Origin of the sequence: Kitasatospora purpeofusca (genome assembly GCF_042691725.1) — a bacterium.
In the GTDB taxonomy this organism is placed as follows: Bacteria; Actinomycetota; Actinomycetes; order Streptomycetales; family Streptomycetaceae; genus Kitasatospora; species Kitasatospora purpeofusca_B.
Genome location: NZ_CP170483.1, coordinates 790892 through 803870, shown reverse-complemented (window position 1 = coordinate 803870; position 12979 = coordinate 790892). Strand labels below are relative to the sequence as shown.

Here is a 12979-nt window from a genome sequence, read left to right as displayed (position 1 = left end):
TCAGTTCACGCCCTTGGCCGCCCAGAAGTCCTGGCGGGCCAGCACGCTGGTGTCCGTCTGGTCGGTGAAGAAGCCGTCCACGCCGAGCTCATACAGGTACTTCGCCCAGCCGATCGCGTCGCCGTACGCGTTGGGGTCGGTGCCCCGGCGGTAGTCCAGCGGCAGGAAGGCGTTCTCGTTGCGCACCGTGTACGGGTGCAGCAGCAGGCCCGCCGCGTGCGCGTCCTTGACCAGGGTGGTCGGCGGCAGCAGCTTGCCGGTCGCGTCGACGGGCGCGATCAGGGTGGTGGTCGGGCCGAGGCCGTGCGCGAAGGAGGCGATCCAGCGCAGGCCCTCGGGCTTCACCAGGTCGGCCACGGTGCGCTTGTCGCCGGACAGCACGAAGTCGTACGGCTGGCTGGTCGGGCCGCTGAGCAGGAAGATCTTCGGGTTGTCGACCAGCTTGGCGAGCCGCTGCAGGCTGCTCGGCTCGAAGGACTGCAGGATCGCCCGGCCGCCCCGCCCGGCCAGGCCGGTGCGGCGCAGCTCGTCGGCGAGGCGCTCCTCCAGCGGCAGGCCGATCGAGCGGAAGTAGCTCGGGTGCTTGGTCTCCGGGTAGACCCAGACGTCCCGGCCCAGCTCGCGGCCGCGCTTGCGGGCGAAGTCGGCCACCTCGCGGAAGGTCGGCACGGCCCAGCGGCCGTCGTAGAGCGTGTTGCGCTGGCGCTGCTGCGGCAGCCGCTCCTTGGCGCGCAGGGTGCGCAGCTCGGCGAGCGTGAAGTCCTCGGTGAACCAGCCGGTCTGGGCCGCGCCGTCGATGGTCCTGGTGGTGCGGCGGTCCGCGAACTCCTTGTGGTCCGCGACGTCCGTGGTCTCCGCGATGTTGTTCTCGTGGCGGACCACCAGGTGGCCGTCCTTGGTCGGGACGAGGTCCGGCTCGATGACGTCCGCGCCCAGCCGCAGCGCCAGGTCGTAGGAGCCCAGGGTGTGCTCGGGGCGGTAGCCGGGGGCGCCGCGGTGGCCGACGATCAGCGGGTGCGGCAGGCGGTCCAGGCCGGTGCCGGTGCGCACCGGCGGGCGGGTGCCGGTCGGACGGCCGGCGGCGGCACCGCGCTCGTCGGCGGCGGCACCGTACTGCTCGTCGCCCGGCTGGTCCCCGGCGGGGTCGGCGAAGGCCTCGCCGGCGCCGGCCGCGAAGGCCGCCGCGCCGAGCCCGGCCGCGCCGGTGGCCCGCAGGAAGGTCCGGCGGGAGGAGGCGGTGGCGTCGGCGGACTCCGCCGGGGTGCTGCCGTCGGACGGACGGTACGTCATGGATGCTCCTAGCTCGCGCTGATGGCGTCGCGGTGTGAGTGCCGCCCGCAGACTAGGAGCAGCGGCGCCCGGCCGGGTGGCCGTCGGGCGAACTGCGGGAGAAGTTCCTGCACCCACCGTCCGCGCCGCGCGGCGGTCCGGACACGGGGAGGCCGGCCGCGGTCACGCACCGCAGCCGGCCTCCGGTCCGGGGTGACGGACCTGTGCGGGGCCTCCCGGCCGCCGGGCCCGGCCAGGGACGGGGCAGGGGCGGCGGGACTCCGGGAGGTGGTCCCTAGGGGTGGTGGATCGCCGTCGATTCTGCTCGGGTGCCCGGTCGCCGCGCCATCCCCGGAATCTGGGATGAACCGGGGGCGCCCGCCGGTAACGGCCCGCCAACAGCGGGCCCGCCGACGCCCCGCCAACAGCGCCCCGCCGACGCCCCGTCCGCTCAGAGCGCGGCGAGCAGCTCCCGCCCCAGCGGCCAGTCGCCCAGCCCGGAGTCGGAGTTGAGGTGCCCGAAGGCTCCCGGCTCGACGTACCGCGCGCCCCAGGCCCCGGCGAACTCCCGGCCGCGCGCCGCGCTGACCCACGGGTCGTCGGTGCTGGAGACCACGGTGGCCGGGAACGGCAGCCGGGACAGCGCCACCGGGCGGAACCCCAGCAGCTCGGGGACGTCCGCGTGGTCGACGTCGGCGGGCGCGACCAGCAGCGCGCCGCGCACGGCCGCCGTCCGCCCGGCCGGGGCCCCGGCCGCCCAGCGGGCCACCGTCACGCAGCCGAGGCTGTGCGCCACCAGCACCACCGGTCCGTCGGCCGCCGCCGCGGCGACCGCCGCGTCCACCCGCTCCACCCAGGCGTCCGGCTCCGGGTGGTCCCAGTCCTCCTGCCGCACCCGGACGAAGGCCGCCGGGTCGGCCGCCTCCCAAAGGCTCTGCCAGTGGGCCGGTCCGGAGTTCTGGTAGCCGGGCAGGACGAGATACGTGGTGCGGTCCGACATCGGGGCGCAATCCCTCCGGGGCTGTCACGGGGACGGACACGACGACGCCGGGGCGCGGAAGGCGCGCCCCGGCGGTGGGTCGAGGGCGAGGAGAGCGGAGGAACTAATTCAAGGGTGGGAGAAGGAAGCTCCTCCATGGCCTCGCCGGGGCCCACGCTACCAGTCAGGCGGGGATCAGGTCGCGCAGGTTTCCGGGGGTGACGACCCGGGAGTGCGGGTGCAGTCCCTCCGGCCGCTCCAGGCCCAGATAGGTCACCGGGCCGGCCGGAACCGTTGCGCCGTCCCACCGGGTGACGGTGGCGGCCCGGCGCCCCATCAGGTCGGCGAGGTGGCGGACCGTGAGGTAGTCGCGTTCGACGACGCCGCGCAGCAGCACCGCGACCGACACCCGGTTGCCCTCGACCCGGTTGGCGCCGGGCGTGCCCCTGAGGTGGAGGTGCAGCCACTTGGCGCGCCAGCGGCCGTCCGCGCCGCGCAGGAACGCCAGCGGCAGGGCCACCCGTCCCGGACCGCGCAGGTCCGACTTCATCCGCACGGTGCGCGGCTCGAAGGGCCGCCCCGCCTGCTCGCCGTCCCGCAGCATGAAGCCGAAGAACGACTCCTCGACCTCCTCGAAACCCTCGCCGGAGAAGATGTTCACCTGCGGGACGATGAACGTACCGCGCACGGCGTCGAGCCGGAGGTTGATGAACTCCGAAGCGCCCTCGGGTGCTTCGGTGATGTCCCCCGAGTGCTCGCCCCCGACGTCCGTGAGCGCCGTGTAGGAGAGCCACGAGATCGTCCGGTAGGACTCGTCCAGCATCAGCGCCGACAGATCGAAGTCGGTGTTGCGCTCCGTCTGCTTCCAGTGGACGAAGAAGCGCAGCAGCTCGCCGTCGACCGGGGAGAGCGAGCCGCGGGGCAGCACGCCCAGGCCGGCGGACGTCGCCCTGCCGCTGAGGGGCAGCGCGACGTCGAGGACGGCCGGGTCGATCAGCAGGTGCCCCGGATCCGGGAGGCGGCGGGCCGATTCGGCGTCCAGTACGGCGATCAGGCGACCGCACTCGGCGGCCGGCAGGGGCGGCCGGGTGTCGGCGGCGACCCAGGCGCCGCCGAGGCGGTTGACGAAGACCCGCCGCTCCCCTCCTCCTTCGGGACGGCGGTTCTGGAGGTGTTCGCGGACCGACAGCAGCACCCGGCCGGCCACCTGCCCGGCCGTCGCCTCGGCGGCGGCCACGACGGCCTCGCGCTGCTCCTGGGTGGCGCAGGCCCGCAGCAGGCGGTCGAGCGCGCGGAACAGCTTTCCCGGGGCGGCGGACAGCAGCCGCACCGCCGCGGTGACGTCGTTCGCGCCGAGCGCCTCCTCGACGCGGCTGTCGAGGGACGGCGCCTCCCGCTCGCCCCGGGCGACGGCGAACACCTCGGCGGCGTGCGGCCGGCGGGGGTACTCGTGCGGGTGGAGCCGCTCGCCGAGGCGCTTGAACGGCTCGCGGTGCGCGGCGACGTCGGCGAGCTTGGCGGGGGAGGCGGCGACGACCGCGTCCAGGCCCGCGAGCAGCGCGCGGCGGACCGGCCGGGGGAACGCGCGGAACCGGGTCGGCTGCGCGAGCGTGACGTCCCCGTCCGACAGCGCGCAGGCGAGGCGGAGCACGTCGGTGACGGTGTCCAGCAGGAGGTCCGCGCCGGCGTCGAGGCGGGCGCGGTTGACGACGGCGCGGTTCTCCCGGACCGGGATCGCCCCGGGCTGCGGCCCGTCCACGCGGTGCCCGGCGAGTTCGCCGAGGTCGGACAGGGCCTGCTCGCCCAACGGGGCGGCGCTGCCCGCCAGTGCCAGGTACAGGGCGGTGACCTCGTCCTCCAGCGGTCCGCCCGGGTGCAGGACGGTCATCCGGTCGCCGGCGGCGGCGATCAGCTCCTCGTGGGCGGCCAGCATCTCGGCGAAAGCGTGCCGGTAGCGGCCGTACCCGGGCAGCGTCAGCAGGTCGACCACGCCGGCGGTGAGCTGGGCGAGCGTGCGGTCGTGCGCGCCGTCGTCGGCGAGCGCCTCGGTGATGCACCGCATCCAGAAGTCGACGGTGTCCGGCACGTTGGCCGGGAAGTCGATGAAGTAGACGTTGTGCCGGACGTGGTCGCCGACCAGTTCGCGCACGGTGGCCAGGGTGCGGACGGCGGTCGCGCGGACGGTCTCCCCGCTCAGTCCCGACAGCCGCTCCAGCACCCCGGCCGAGAGCTTGAAGCCGACGGACATCAGGGCGGCGTCGAACTGACGCGCGGCGGCCCCGCCCTCACCGGCCGGACCGTCGGGGACGGGCAGGCGGAAGGTGTGCCGGACGACCATGGATTCGAGTCGGTGGGACATTCCCGCATGGTCCCAGAGCCGCGCGGACCGCCGCACCCGGGTTTCGCGGACCCCGCCCACGAGCGGCTCGGGGGCGCGTTCCGCGGGGCGCGCGCCGTGCGCGGACGGTGCGCCCCGTTGCGCGGGAACACCGGGTGCGGGAGGTTGGTGCGGTCCCGCGCCGGAGGCCTCCGGCCCGGGACCGCACCAGCTCTGACGGTCGATCGTTTCGGAGGGATGTCGGCGATGGCATCGAAGATCCTGCTCGTCACCGGGGACGCCGCGGAGTCGCTGGAGGTGTTCTACCCGTACCAGCGGCTGCGCGAGGAGGGCTACCAGGTCGACATCGCGGCGCCGGCGAAGAAGCGGCTCCAGTTCGTGGTGCACGACTTCGTCGAGGGCTTCGACACCTACACCGAGAAGCCGGGCTACACCTGGCCCGCCGACCTGGCGTTCGCGGACGTCGACCCGGCCGACTACGTGGCCCTGGTCATCCCGGGCGGGCGCGCCCCCGAGTACCTGCGCAACGACCCCGAGGTGCAGCGGATCGTGCGGCACTTCTTCGACGGCGGGAAGCCGGTCGCCCAGATCTGCCACGGCCCGCTGGTGCCGGCCGCCGCCGGGGTGCTCGGCGGGCGGACCAGCGCCGCCTACCCGGCCCTGGAGCCGGACGTGAAGGCGGCGGGCGCGACCTACGTGGACGGCGAGGCGGTGGTGGACGGGGTGGTGGTCTCGGCCCGCGCCTGGCCCGACCACCCGGCGTGGCTGCGGGCGTTCGTCGAGGTCCTGCGGGTCAAGGCGCCGGTCGCCTGACCGCCGGGGCGGGGCCGCCCCCGAGCGCTTCTCGGGGGCGGCCCCGAGTGGGCCTCGGGGGTGCGCCCTCCCTGAGGGGGAGCGGCCCGCCGGGCGAAGCTCGGCCCACGGTCTGACGATCTCTCCGCCGCCACCTGCCAGAGTGTCAAATGCCGATATCGGCGCGGGTGTTGTGATCACCCGGCGACACGGACACGGGAGGGCGCATGGACATGGCGGAGTACAGGGGCGGGACGGATTCGGGTGGTCGCGGGGGTGCGGGGCGCCGAGGGCGCCGCCCGGCCGCGCGTCTGGTGGCGCTCGTGCTCGCGGGCGCGGGCCTGGTGGGCGTGACGGCCCCGACGGCCGCCGCCCTCGGCACGGCGGAGCCGAGGGGGGTGGTCACGGTGACCAGCACCTCGGACGCGGCGGCGCCCGGCACCGCCGACCGGGGGCCGGGGAAGGGCGTCGACACCAAGGCCCTGAACGCGGCGCTGAGCGGCATCGTCGACTCCGGCGGCGTCTCCGCGGCGCTGGCCCGGGTCGGCGACCACGGCCGCACCCTGTGGAAGGGCGGCTCCGGCGTCGCCGACCGCACCACCGGTGCCCCCGCCTCCGCGGACGGCCGGTTCCGGATCGGCAGCGTGACCAAGACCTTCGTCTCCACCGTCACCCTCCAGCTGGTCGCCGAGGGGCGGCTCGGCCTGGACGACCCGGTGGAGCGCCTGCTGCCGGGCGCGGTGCCGAACGGCGCGAACATCACCCTGCGCCAGCTGCTCGGCCACACCAGCGGGGTGTTCAACTACACCGAGGACCAGGCCTTCGACATCGCGCGACCCGGCGCGATCGAGCAGTGGCTGGAGTCCGGCCGCTACACCCGCTGGACGCCGCAGCAGCTCGTCGCGCTGGCCAACGCCCACCCGGCGTACTTCGCGCCCGGCCAGGGCTTCCACTACTCCAACACCAACTACGTGCTGGTCGGACAGATCATCGAGCGGGCCACCGGCCGCAGCTGGCAGCAGGAGGTGGAGCGCCGTGTCATCCGCCCGCTGGGCCTGACCGGCACCTTCATGCCCGACCACGCGACGGGCGTCCCCGGCCCGCACGCGCACGGCTACTTCGACCTGCCCACCGGCCCGGCGGACGTCACCGAGCTGGACCCGAGCATGGCGGGCGCGTCCGGCGCCGGCATCTCGACCACCGCCGACCTCAACACCTTCGTCACGGCCCTGATCGGCGGCCGGCTGCTGCCGCGCCCGCAGCTCGCGGAGATGATGGCGGTCACCCCGCAGAGCGAGGGCCGGTACGGCCTCGGCCTGGAGCGGGCGACCACGGACTGCGGCGTGCTCTGGGGCCACACGGGCGGCATCCCCGGGTACAGCACCTTCCTGTACACCAGCGGCGACCTCCGCCGGCAGCTCGCGGTCTCGATGAACGGCAACGGCCTCTCGACCCCTCCGGCCACCAGGGCGGCCTTCGAGAAGCTGCTCGGCGCCGGGACCTGCACCGGCTGACCAGGGGCCACCCGGCCCCCGGACCGGCCGGGCGGGAATGCCATCATGGCCCGCACCTGAGGGGCCGTTGTCGCGAGGAGGACGAGAGATGGCAGAACCGCTGATCGCCGAGGTCGGGGGCCGGGTGCCCGCCGTCGACCCGGGCGCCTTCGTCGCGCCGAACGCCGTCGTGGTGGGCAGTGTGACGGTCGGCGCCGGGGCGAGCGTCTGGTACGGCGCGGTGCTGCGCGGGGACGCCGAGACGATCACGGTCGGCGCGGGCAGCAACGTCCAGGACAACTGCACCCTGCACGCCGACCTCGGCTTCCCGCTGGTGATGGGGGAGCGGGTCTCGGTCGGCCACAACGCCGTGCTGCACGGCTGCGTGATCGAGGACGACGTACTGGTCGGGATGAACGCCACGGTGCTCAACGGCGCCCGGATCGGCGCCGGCTCGCTGGTCGCGGCGGGCGCCGTGGTGCCGCAGGGCATGGAGGTCCCCCCGGGCTCGCTGGTCGCCGGGGTCCCGGCCAGGGTCCGCCGCGCGCTGACCGAGGAGGAGCGGGCCGGCATCAAGTTCAACGCGGAGGGCTACCTGCTGCTGGCCGACGGCCACCGCGGGCTGCGCCCGCTGCCGCCGGCCCCGTCCGCCTGACGGGCCTCAGCGGGCCGCGCCGACCCGGTCCTCCGGAGCCGGCGCGGGCCCGGGCACCCGGGCCGGGGCGTCGCTCGCGGCGACCACGACCGTCGCCGCCTTCCCGCGCCGCCGGTCGACGGCCCAGGCGGCCAGCGCGATCGCCGCCCCCGAGGCCGCCAGGCCCGAGCCGACCAGCGGCGGCGAGGTCCAGCCCAGCCCGGCGTCCAGGGCCAGCCCGCCGAAGAACGCGCCCTGCGCGTTGGCCAGGTTGAACGCGCCCTGCACCGTCGCCGAGGCCAGCGTCGGCGCGCCGCGCGCCTCGCGCATCACCAGCGTCTGCACGGCCGGCACGATCGCGAACCCGAACAGCCCGACCAGCACCACGGTCACCGCCGCCGACCACTCGCTGCGCGCGGTCACCGCGAACAGCGCCAGCACGGCGGCGAGCAGGACGAACGCGGCGCACACCGTCGGTCGCAGCGCGCGGTCGGCCGCGTACCCGCCGAGCAGGTTGCCGATCGTCATCCCCACCCCGAACAGCGCCAGCACCAGCGTCACCGAGCCGGTGGCGTAGCCGGAGACCTCGGTGAGCAGCGGGGTGATGTACGAGTAGCAGGCGAAGAAGCCGCCGCAGCCGAAGACGACCGTGGCCAGCGCCAGCCAGAGCTGCCCGCTGCGGAACGCGCCCAGCTCGTGCCGCAGGCCCGCCTGCGCGGGGGAGGGCAGCGCCGGGACGAGCCGGGCGATCGCCGCCGCCCCGGCCGCGCCGATCACGACCACCACCAGCATGGTCGCCCGCCACCCCAGGTGCTGGCCGAGCAGGGTCGCGGCCGGCACGCCGACGACATTGGCGAGGGTCAGGCCGGAGAACATCACCGCGACCGCCCGGGCCCGCCGGTCCGGGCTCACGAGCTCGGCCGCCGCCACCGCCCCGGCGCCGAAGAACGCTCCGTGCGGCAGCCCGGTGACCAGCCGGGCGGCGGCCAGCGTCCAGAAGTCGGGGGCGAGCGCGCAGAGCAGGTTCCCGAAGGCGAAGAAGGCGGCCAGCGCGACCAGCACCGCCTTCCGGGGCCGCCCGGCGGCGAGCGCGGTGAGCAGCGGCGCCCCGATCACCACGCCGACGGCGTAGGCCGAGATCAGCCAGCCGGCCTGCGGGATCGAGACGTCCAGGCTGTCCGCCACCTGGGGGAGCAGCCCCATGGCGGCGAACTCGGTGGTTCCGATGGCGAACGCGGTGACGGCCAGGGCGACCAGCGCGAGAGGCAAGGGGGTACTCCGGGAAGGAACGGGGGAGGAGTCGGGAATTCGTCCGGCCGGAATCCTAATCCGAATCCCTGTGCGACCGGATGACGTGCCCGTGTGGTGCGCGAGGCGGTCCGGTGACGGACGGGGGTCGCCTCCCGGACGTCCGCGCGGGAGACTGGGGTCATGTGCCGCAGTATCAAGACGCTCAGACCGCCCGTGACGCCCGCCGCCACGGAGGAGGACTACCGCGCGGCCGCGCTCCAGTACGTGCGCAAGGTGTCCGGCTTCCGGGCGCCGGCCGCACACAACCGCGAGGCCTTCGACCGGGCCGTGGACGCCGTCACCGAGGCCACCGCCCGGCTGCTCGCCGAGCTGGAGGTCCGCGGCGCCTCCGCCCGTCCGGCCCGGGCCGCCGCCTAGGCACGGAACGGGACGAACAGGGACCAGGAGGTCGGTGATGAGCCCCGTCACCCGTTACGCACTCACCTTCCCGGGGACCCCCGGCACCCAGGCCCCGCAGGACGTGGTCGTGGTCGCGCGCACCAGCGCCACCGGACCGGGCGGACACCCCGTCTACGAGGACGCCAGCGGCATCGTCCGGGCCGAGATCAGCGCCGCGGGGGAGGTCCGGATGCTGGCCACCGGCGGCCACCAGAGCCCGCACTGCCCGGTGCACGCCGAGCCGCTGCCCTGACGCCCGGCCCGCCTCCCCGCCCTGGTGACACCGCCGCGCCCGTCCGGCAGACTCGCGGCATGACCACAGCACGCTGGCAGGGCACCGTCGTCGCCGAGAGCGAGGACACCGTCGTCGTCGAGGGCAACCACTACTTTCCGGCCGACTCCGTGCGCACCGAGTACCTGCGCCCGTCCGACACCACCACCGTCTGCGGCTGGAAGGGCACCGCGGAGTACTACTCCCTGCACGTGGACGGCGCGACCAACCCGGACGCGGCCTGGTACTACGCGGACCCCGATCCCGCGGCCGAGCACATCCGCGGCCGGGTGGCGTTCTGGCGGGGCGTGGAGATCGCCGAGTGAACCGGCCCGGCACCGGCTGACCGGGCCGGTCGGCCCCCGGTACACGGCTGTCGTCGTCCTGTCGCAGGACCGCGACACCCCGGGGCGTATCGCGCCGCGCCGCCGGGTACGGCCACACCATGGCAATCTTCAGGAAGCCGGGACGCCCCGGGCAGCCCGAGCCCACCCCGGACGGCGTCGCCGACGAGCTGGCCGGCCTGGTCGAGGAACTCGAACCCGGCGAGCCGGGCGAGGGCGGCCCCGGCGGGCTCGCCGAGTACCGGGCGGAGACCGAGCGCGGCCGACGGCGCGGCGCCCGGCTGGTCACCGCGATCGCCCGGCGGCTCGGCACCGGAAGCCGGGCGGCCGCCAAGGGCGCCGCGCTCGGCGGCCGCGCCCTCACCGAGCAGCTGCTCCAGACCGCCCCGCGCATCCCGGTCCGCAACCTCGCCACCCTGCGCGCCCAGCACCCCGGCGCCGCCGACCCGGAGAAGCTCGCCGACCTGCTGATCACCGGTGCGAGCCGGGCCTCCAGCGCGCTCGGCGCCGGCGTGGGCGCCGCCGCGATGCTCCCGGTGCCGCCCGCGATGCCGGTGGAGATCGCCGCCGAGACGATCGCCGTCGCCGCCGTCGAGATCAAGCTGATCGCCGAGCTGCACGAGGTCTACGGCTTCCCCGTCGAGGGGACCGCGGCCCAGAAGGCCGGCGCGTACGTCGGTGCGTGGGCCGACCGGCGCGGCATCGACCCCGGCCGGCTCGCCAAACCGGCCGGCCTGGCCGCGATGGCACTCGGCAGCGAGGTGCGCCAGCAGGTGCGCCGCCGGCTCACCCGCAGCTCGCTGCGGCGCCTGCCGTCACTGACCCCGCTGCTGGTCGGCGCGGGCATCGGCGCCACCATCAACCTGCGCGACACCCGCAAGGTGGCCCGCGAGGTCCGCGAGTCCCTGCGCGGACTCCCGCCGGTGGACCCGGGGTACTGGGCGGCCGCCGCCCCCGCCCCGCGGCGCGCCGGCGACTGACCGGCCACGGCCGACCGCCACGCGAACGGGCCGACCGCCACGCGAACCGGCCGGCCCCGGGCGGGACCGGCCGGTTCGGCCTGCGGCGGCGACGCCGGGCCGGGTCACCCGCCCGGTGTCTGCGGCGCCCCGGCGCCCCGCCCCGCCTTGACGGCGTTCACCATCGCCTGGTGGACGGCCCGCGCGGTGGTCTCGTCGGCCGCCGGGACGGGACTGCCCGCCACCGAGTACCAGTCCAGCGCCCCGGTGTACTGCACGGTGAGCCGCGCCTCGCCGTCCGCCCAGGTGGTGTGCACGGTGAGGTCGCCCGAGATCGGGCCGACCTCGACGGTGGTCACCCCGCCGGGCCCGCTGATGATCGACTGGGTGGTCCAGGTGGCCCACGCGGTCCTGGGGTCGTGCGGCGGCTCCACCCGCCCCGGCGGCCCGCCCGGCCCGCCCGCCGGGCCCGGGCCCTGTCCTGCCGTGCCCTGCTGCTGTTCGGTCATGCGCCCATCCTCCCCCGCCGGTCCGCCGTCGCTGGGGCAGCGACACCGGCGGTCGCGAAGGCCGCCCGGGGGCCGGGCGGCCGTGGCAACTCGTCGGTCGGAGCGAGTCAGCTGTCCGCCCTCGGCTCCTCCTGGGGCTCGCCCTCCGCCTGCGAGGTGTCCTGTGCGTGCTGGTTCTGCATCGAGGTGATGCCCTCCTCGGGATCGGCCGCGCGGACGTCCTCGTCCCGGTCGGTGCTCACCTCGGAGCGTGCGCTCATGTCGGTCATCGCGGGCTCCCTCTCCTCGGCCGGCCGGAGCGACCGGACCCGCCGCGGTATGCCGTGGTGCCGGGCGGCCGCCGGGCCGGTGCGCTGTTTCGCACCTCCAGCCTGCCCCCGCACCCCGGCAAGGGCCAACCGAGGGCCGACCGGGGGCCAATCGGGGGCCAATCGAGGGCCGGCCGGGGCCGGACGCGCCGTCCGGCCCGGCCCGGGTGTCACCAGGCGACCGGCAGCGACCCCAGCCCGTAGATCAGCGTGTCCGTGCGGAACTTCAGCGAATCCTCCGGCACCGCCAGCCGCAGCCCCGGCAGCCGCCGGAACAGCGTGGCCAGCGCGATCTGCAGCTCGGCCCGGGCCAGCGGCTGCCCCAGGCACTGGTGCACCCCGAAGCCGAAGGCGACGTGCCGGCGCGCCTCCCGGGCGAGGTCGACCTCGTCGACGCCCAGGTGGCCCTCGGCGCCGAACAGCCCGTCGTCCCGGTTGGCGGTCGACAGCATCGCGATCACCCCGTCCCCGGCGCGGATCAGGGTGCCGCCCAGCTCGACGTCCTCCACCGCCAGCCGCGGCACCCCGGTGTGCAGGATGGTGAGCACCCGCAGCAGCTCCTCCACCGCCCCGGGCACCGCCGCCGGGTCGGCGAGCCGGGCGACCTGCTCGGGGTTGCGCAGCAGCAGCGCGGTGGAGAGCCCGATCATGTTGGCGGTGGTCTCGTGCCCGGCGACCAGCAGCAGCACCCCGGTCGTGGCGATCTCCCGCAGGGTGAGGTCGTCGCGCACCGCCAGCCGGCTCAGGGTGTCATCGCCGGGCCGGGACCGCTTCCGCTCGGCGAGCCGGGTCAGGTAGTCGAGGAGCTCCTCCTGCGCCCGGGCGACCTCCTGGTCGTCGCCCTCGGTGGCGAGCAGCAGCCGGCTGTTCGCCTGGAACATCTCCCGGTCCTCGTACGGGACGCCGAGCAGCAGGCAGATCACCAGCGAGGGCACCGGCAGCGCGAACGCGGCGACCAGGTCGGCCGGGCCGCCCCCGGCCGTCATCCGGTCGAGCGCCTCGTCCACGATCCGCTGGATGCCGGGGCGCATCGCCTCCACCCGCTTGACCAGGAAGTCCCCGGTGACCATGCGGCGCAGCCGGGCGTGCTCGGGGTCGTCCAGACGCACGAAGGACGGGTTGGCGGCGACGATCTCGCGCCGCCCCTCGGTCAGGAACGGGAACGCGGGCCGGCGGGCGTCGGCGCTGAACCGGCGGTCCGAGAGCACCGTACGGACCTCCGGGTAGCCGGTCACCAGCCAGCAGGGGCTGCCGTCGGGGAGCTCCGCGCGGCTCACCGGGCCGCTGCTCGCGGCCTCGGTGTACGCGGGCGGCGGCGCGAACGGGCAGGCCGTGCCGCGCTCGGCCGGGATCGGGGTGACGGGAACGGTGGACATGCTCAAGATGGTCTCCTC

General features: G+C 75.7%; 14 protein-coding genes. 7 read left to right on the top strand and 7 right to left on the bottom strand.

Annotated features, from left to right (window positions below):
* The 3 genes from ACFCLZ_RS03525 to ACFCLZ_RS03515 form a co-directional block, all read right to left on the bottom strand.
* Positions 1–1290 (bottom strand): glycerophosphodiester phosphodiesterase, encoded by a 1290-nt coding sequence (locus ACFCLZ_RS03525; protein WP_380283151.1) that lies wholly within the window; start codon positions 1288–1290, stop codon positions 1–3.
* Between the two features lie 430 nt (positions 1291–1720).
* A complete protein-coding gene (locus ACFCLZ_RS03520; RefSeq protein WP_380283150.1) occupies positions 1721–2269 on the bottom strand; it encodes an RBBP9/YdeN family alpha/beta hydrolase in 549 nt (182 codons plus the stop codon).
* A gap of 163 nt (positions 2270–2432) precedes the next feature.
* The gene (locus tag ACFCLZ_RS03515; RefSeq protein ID WP_380283149.1) at positions 2433–4607 is read right to left on the bottom strand and encodes a hypothetical protein; all 2175 of its coding nucleotides are present in this window, start codon (positions 4605–4607) and stop codon (positions 2433–2435) included.
* Between the two features lie 225 nt (positions 4608–4832).
* Between ACFCLZ_RS03515 and ACFCLZ_RS03510 the strand changes: the two genes are divergently transcribed.
* The 3 genes from ACFCLZ_RS03510 to ACFCLZ_RS03500 all read left to right on the top strand — a co-directional run bounded on the left by ACFCLZ_RS03510 (position 4833) and on the right by ACFCLZ_RS03500 (position 7526).
* Complete coding sequence (locus tag ACFCLZ_RS03510) at positions 4833–5399, top strand: DJ-1/PfpI family protein (RefSeq protein WP_380283148.1); 567 nt, start codon at positions 4833–4835, stop codon at positions 5397–5399.
* A gap of 302 nt (positions 5400–5701) precedes the next feature.
* Entirely contained in the window at positions 5702–6892 is a 1191-nt protein-coding gene (locus tag ACFCLZ_RS03505) for a serine hydrolase domain-containing protein (protein WP_380283147.1), read from the top strand.
* 88 nt (positions 6893–6980) lie between these two features.
* A complete protein-coding gene (locus tag ACFCLZ_RS03500; RefSeq protein ID WP_380283146.1) occupies positions 6981–7526 on the top strand; it encodes a gamma carbonic anhydrase family protein in 546 nt (181 codons plus the stop codon).
* A 6-nt stretch (positions 7527–7532) separates the two neighbouring features.
* On the opposite strand, the gene ACFCLZ_RS03495 is transcribed toward ACFCLZ_RS03500, so the two are convergent.
* Positions 7533–8774: an MFS transporter gene (locus tag ACFCLZ_RS03495; protein ID WP_380283145.1), complete on the bottom strand. Its 1242-nt coding sequence runs from the start codon at positions 8772–8774 to the stop codon at positions 7533–7535.
* Positions 8775–8936: 162 nt separating this feature from the next.
* Between ACFCLZ_RS03495 and ACFCLZ_RS03490 the strand changes: the two genes are divergently transcribed.
* The 4 genes from ACFCLZ_RS03490 to ACFCLZ_RS03475 all read left to right on the top strand — a co-directional run bounded on the left by ACFCLZ_RS03490 (position 8937) and on the right by ACFCLZ_RS03475 (position 10789).
* Positions 8937–9173: a DUF2277 domain-containing protein gene (locus ACFCLZ_RS03490; protein WP_380283144.1), complete on the top strand. Its 237-nt coding sequence runs from the start codon at positions 8937–8939 to the stop codon at positions 9171–9173.
* Between the two features lie 37 nt (positions 9174–9210).
* Entirely contained in the window at positions 9211–9447 is a 237-nt protein-coding gene (locus ACFCLZ_RS03485) for a DUF6296 family protein (protein WP_380283143.1), read from the top strand.
* Between the two features lie 59 nt (positions 9448–9506).
* Positions 9507–9791 (top strand): DUF427 domain-containing protein, encoded by a 285-nt coding sequence (locus ACFCLZ_RS03480; protein WP_380283141.1) that lies wholly within the window; start codon positions 9507–9509, stop codon positions 9789–9791.
* 119 nt (positions 9792–9910) lie between these two features.
* Entirely contained in the window at positions 9911–10789 is an 879-nt protein-coding gene (locus ACFCLZ_RS03475) for a hypothetical protein (RefSeq protein WP_380283140.1), read from the top strand.
* 104 nt (positions 10790–10893) lie between these two features.
* On the opposite strand, the gene ACFCLZ_RS03470 is transcribed toward ACFCLZ_RS03475, so the two are convergent.
* From ACFCLZ_RS03470 to ACFCLZ_RS03460, 3 genes are all read right to left on the bottom strand, one after another.
* Positions 10894–11202, bottom strand: a complete 309-nt coding sequence (locus tag ACFCLZ_RS03470) for a hypothetical protein (protein WP_380286422.1) — start codon at positions 11200–11202, stop codon at positions 10894–10896.
* A 182-nt stretch (positions 11203–11384) separates the two neighbouring features.
* Complete coding sequence (locus tag ACFCLZ_RS03465) at positions 11385–11546, bottom strand: hypothetical protein (RefSeq protein ID WP_380283139.1); 162 nt, start codon at positions 11544–11546, stop codon at positions 11385–11387.
* Between the two features lie 209 nt (positions 11547–11755).
* Positions 11756–12961: a cytochrome P450 gene (locus ACFCLZ_RS03460; RefSeq protein ID WP_380283137.1), complete on the bottom strand. Its 1206-nt coding sequence runs from the start codon at positions 12959–12961 to the stop codon at positions 11756–11758.
* Between the last annotated feature and the right edge of the window lie 18 nt (positions 12962–12979).

Bases quoted from the DNA above. Each gene is read 5' to 3' on its own strand.
- ACFCLZ_RS03520 (WP_380283150.1), bottom strand. From the start codon at position 2,269: ATGTCGGACCGCACCACGTATCTCGTCCTGCCCGGCTACCAGAACTCC.
- ACFCLZ_RS03485 (WP_380283143.1), top strand. From the start codon at position 9,211: ATGAGCCCCGTCACCCGTTACGCACTCACCTTCCCGGGGACCCCCGGC.
- ACFCLZ_RS03475 (WP_380283140.1), top strand. From the start codon at position 9,911: ATGGCAATCTTCAGGAAGCCGGGACGCCCCGGGCAGCCCGAGCCCACC.
- ACFCLZ_RS03510 (WP_380283148.1), top strand. From the start codon at position 4,833: ATGGCATCGAAGATCCTGCTCGTCACCGGGGACGCCGCGGAGTCGCTG.
- ACFCLZ_RS03460 (WP_380283137.1), bottom strand. From the start codon at position 12,961: ATGTCCACCGTTCCCGTCACCCCGATCCCGGCCGAGCGCGGCACGGCC.
- ACFCLZ_RS03525 (WP_380283151.1), bottom strand. From the start codon at position 1,290: ATGACGTACCGTCCGTCCGACGGCAGCACCCCGGCGGAGTCCGCCGAC.
- ACFCLZ_RS03480 (WP_380283141.1), top strand. From the start codon at position 9,507: ATGACCACAGCACGCTGGCAGGGCACCGTCGTCGCCGAGAGCGAGGAC.
- ACFCLZ_RS03465 (WP_380283139.1), bottom strand. From the start codon at position 11,546: ATGACCGACATGAGCGCACGCTCCGAGGTGAGCACCGACCGGGACGAG.
- ACFCLZ_RS03490 (WP_380283144.1), top strand. From the start codon at position 8,937: ATGTGCCGCAGTATCAAGACGCTCAGACCGCCCGTGACGCCCGCCGCC.
- ACFCLZ_RS03500 (WP_380283146.1), top strand. From the start codon at position 6,981: ATGGCAGAACCGCTGATCGCCGAGGTCGGGGGCCGGGTGCCCGCCGTC.
- ACFCLZ_RS03515 (WP_380283149.1), bottom strand. From the start codon at position 4,607: ATGTCCCACCGACTCGAATCCATGGTCGTCCGGCACACCTTCCGCCTG.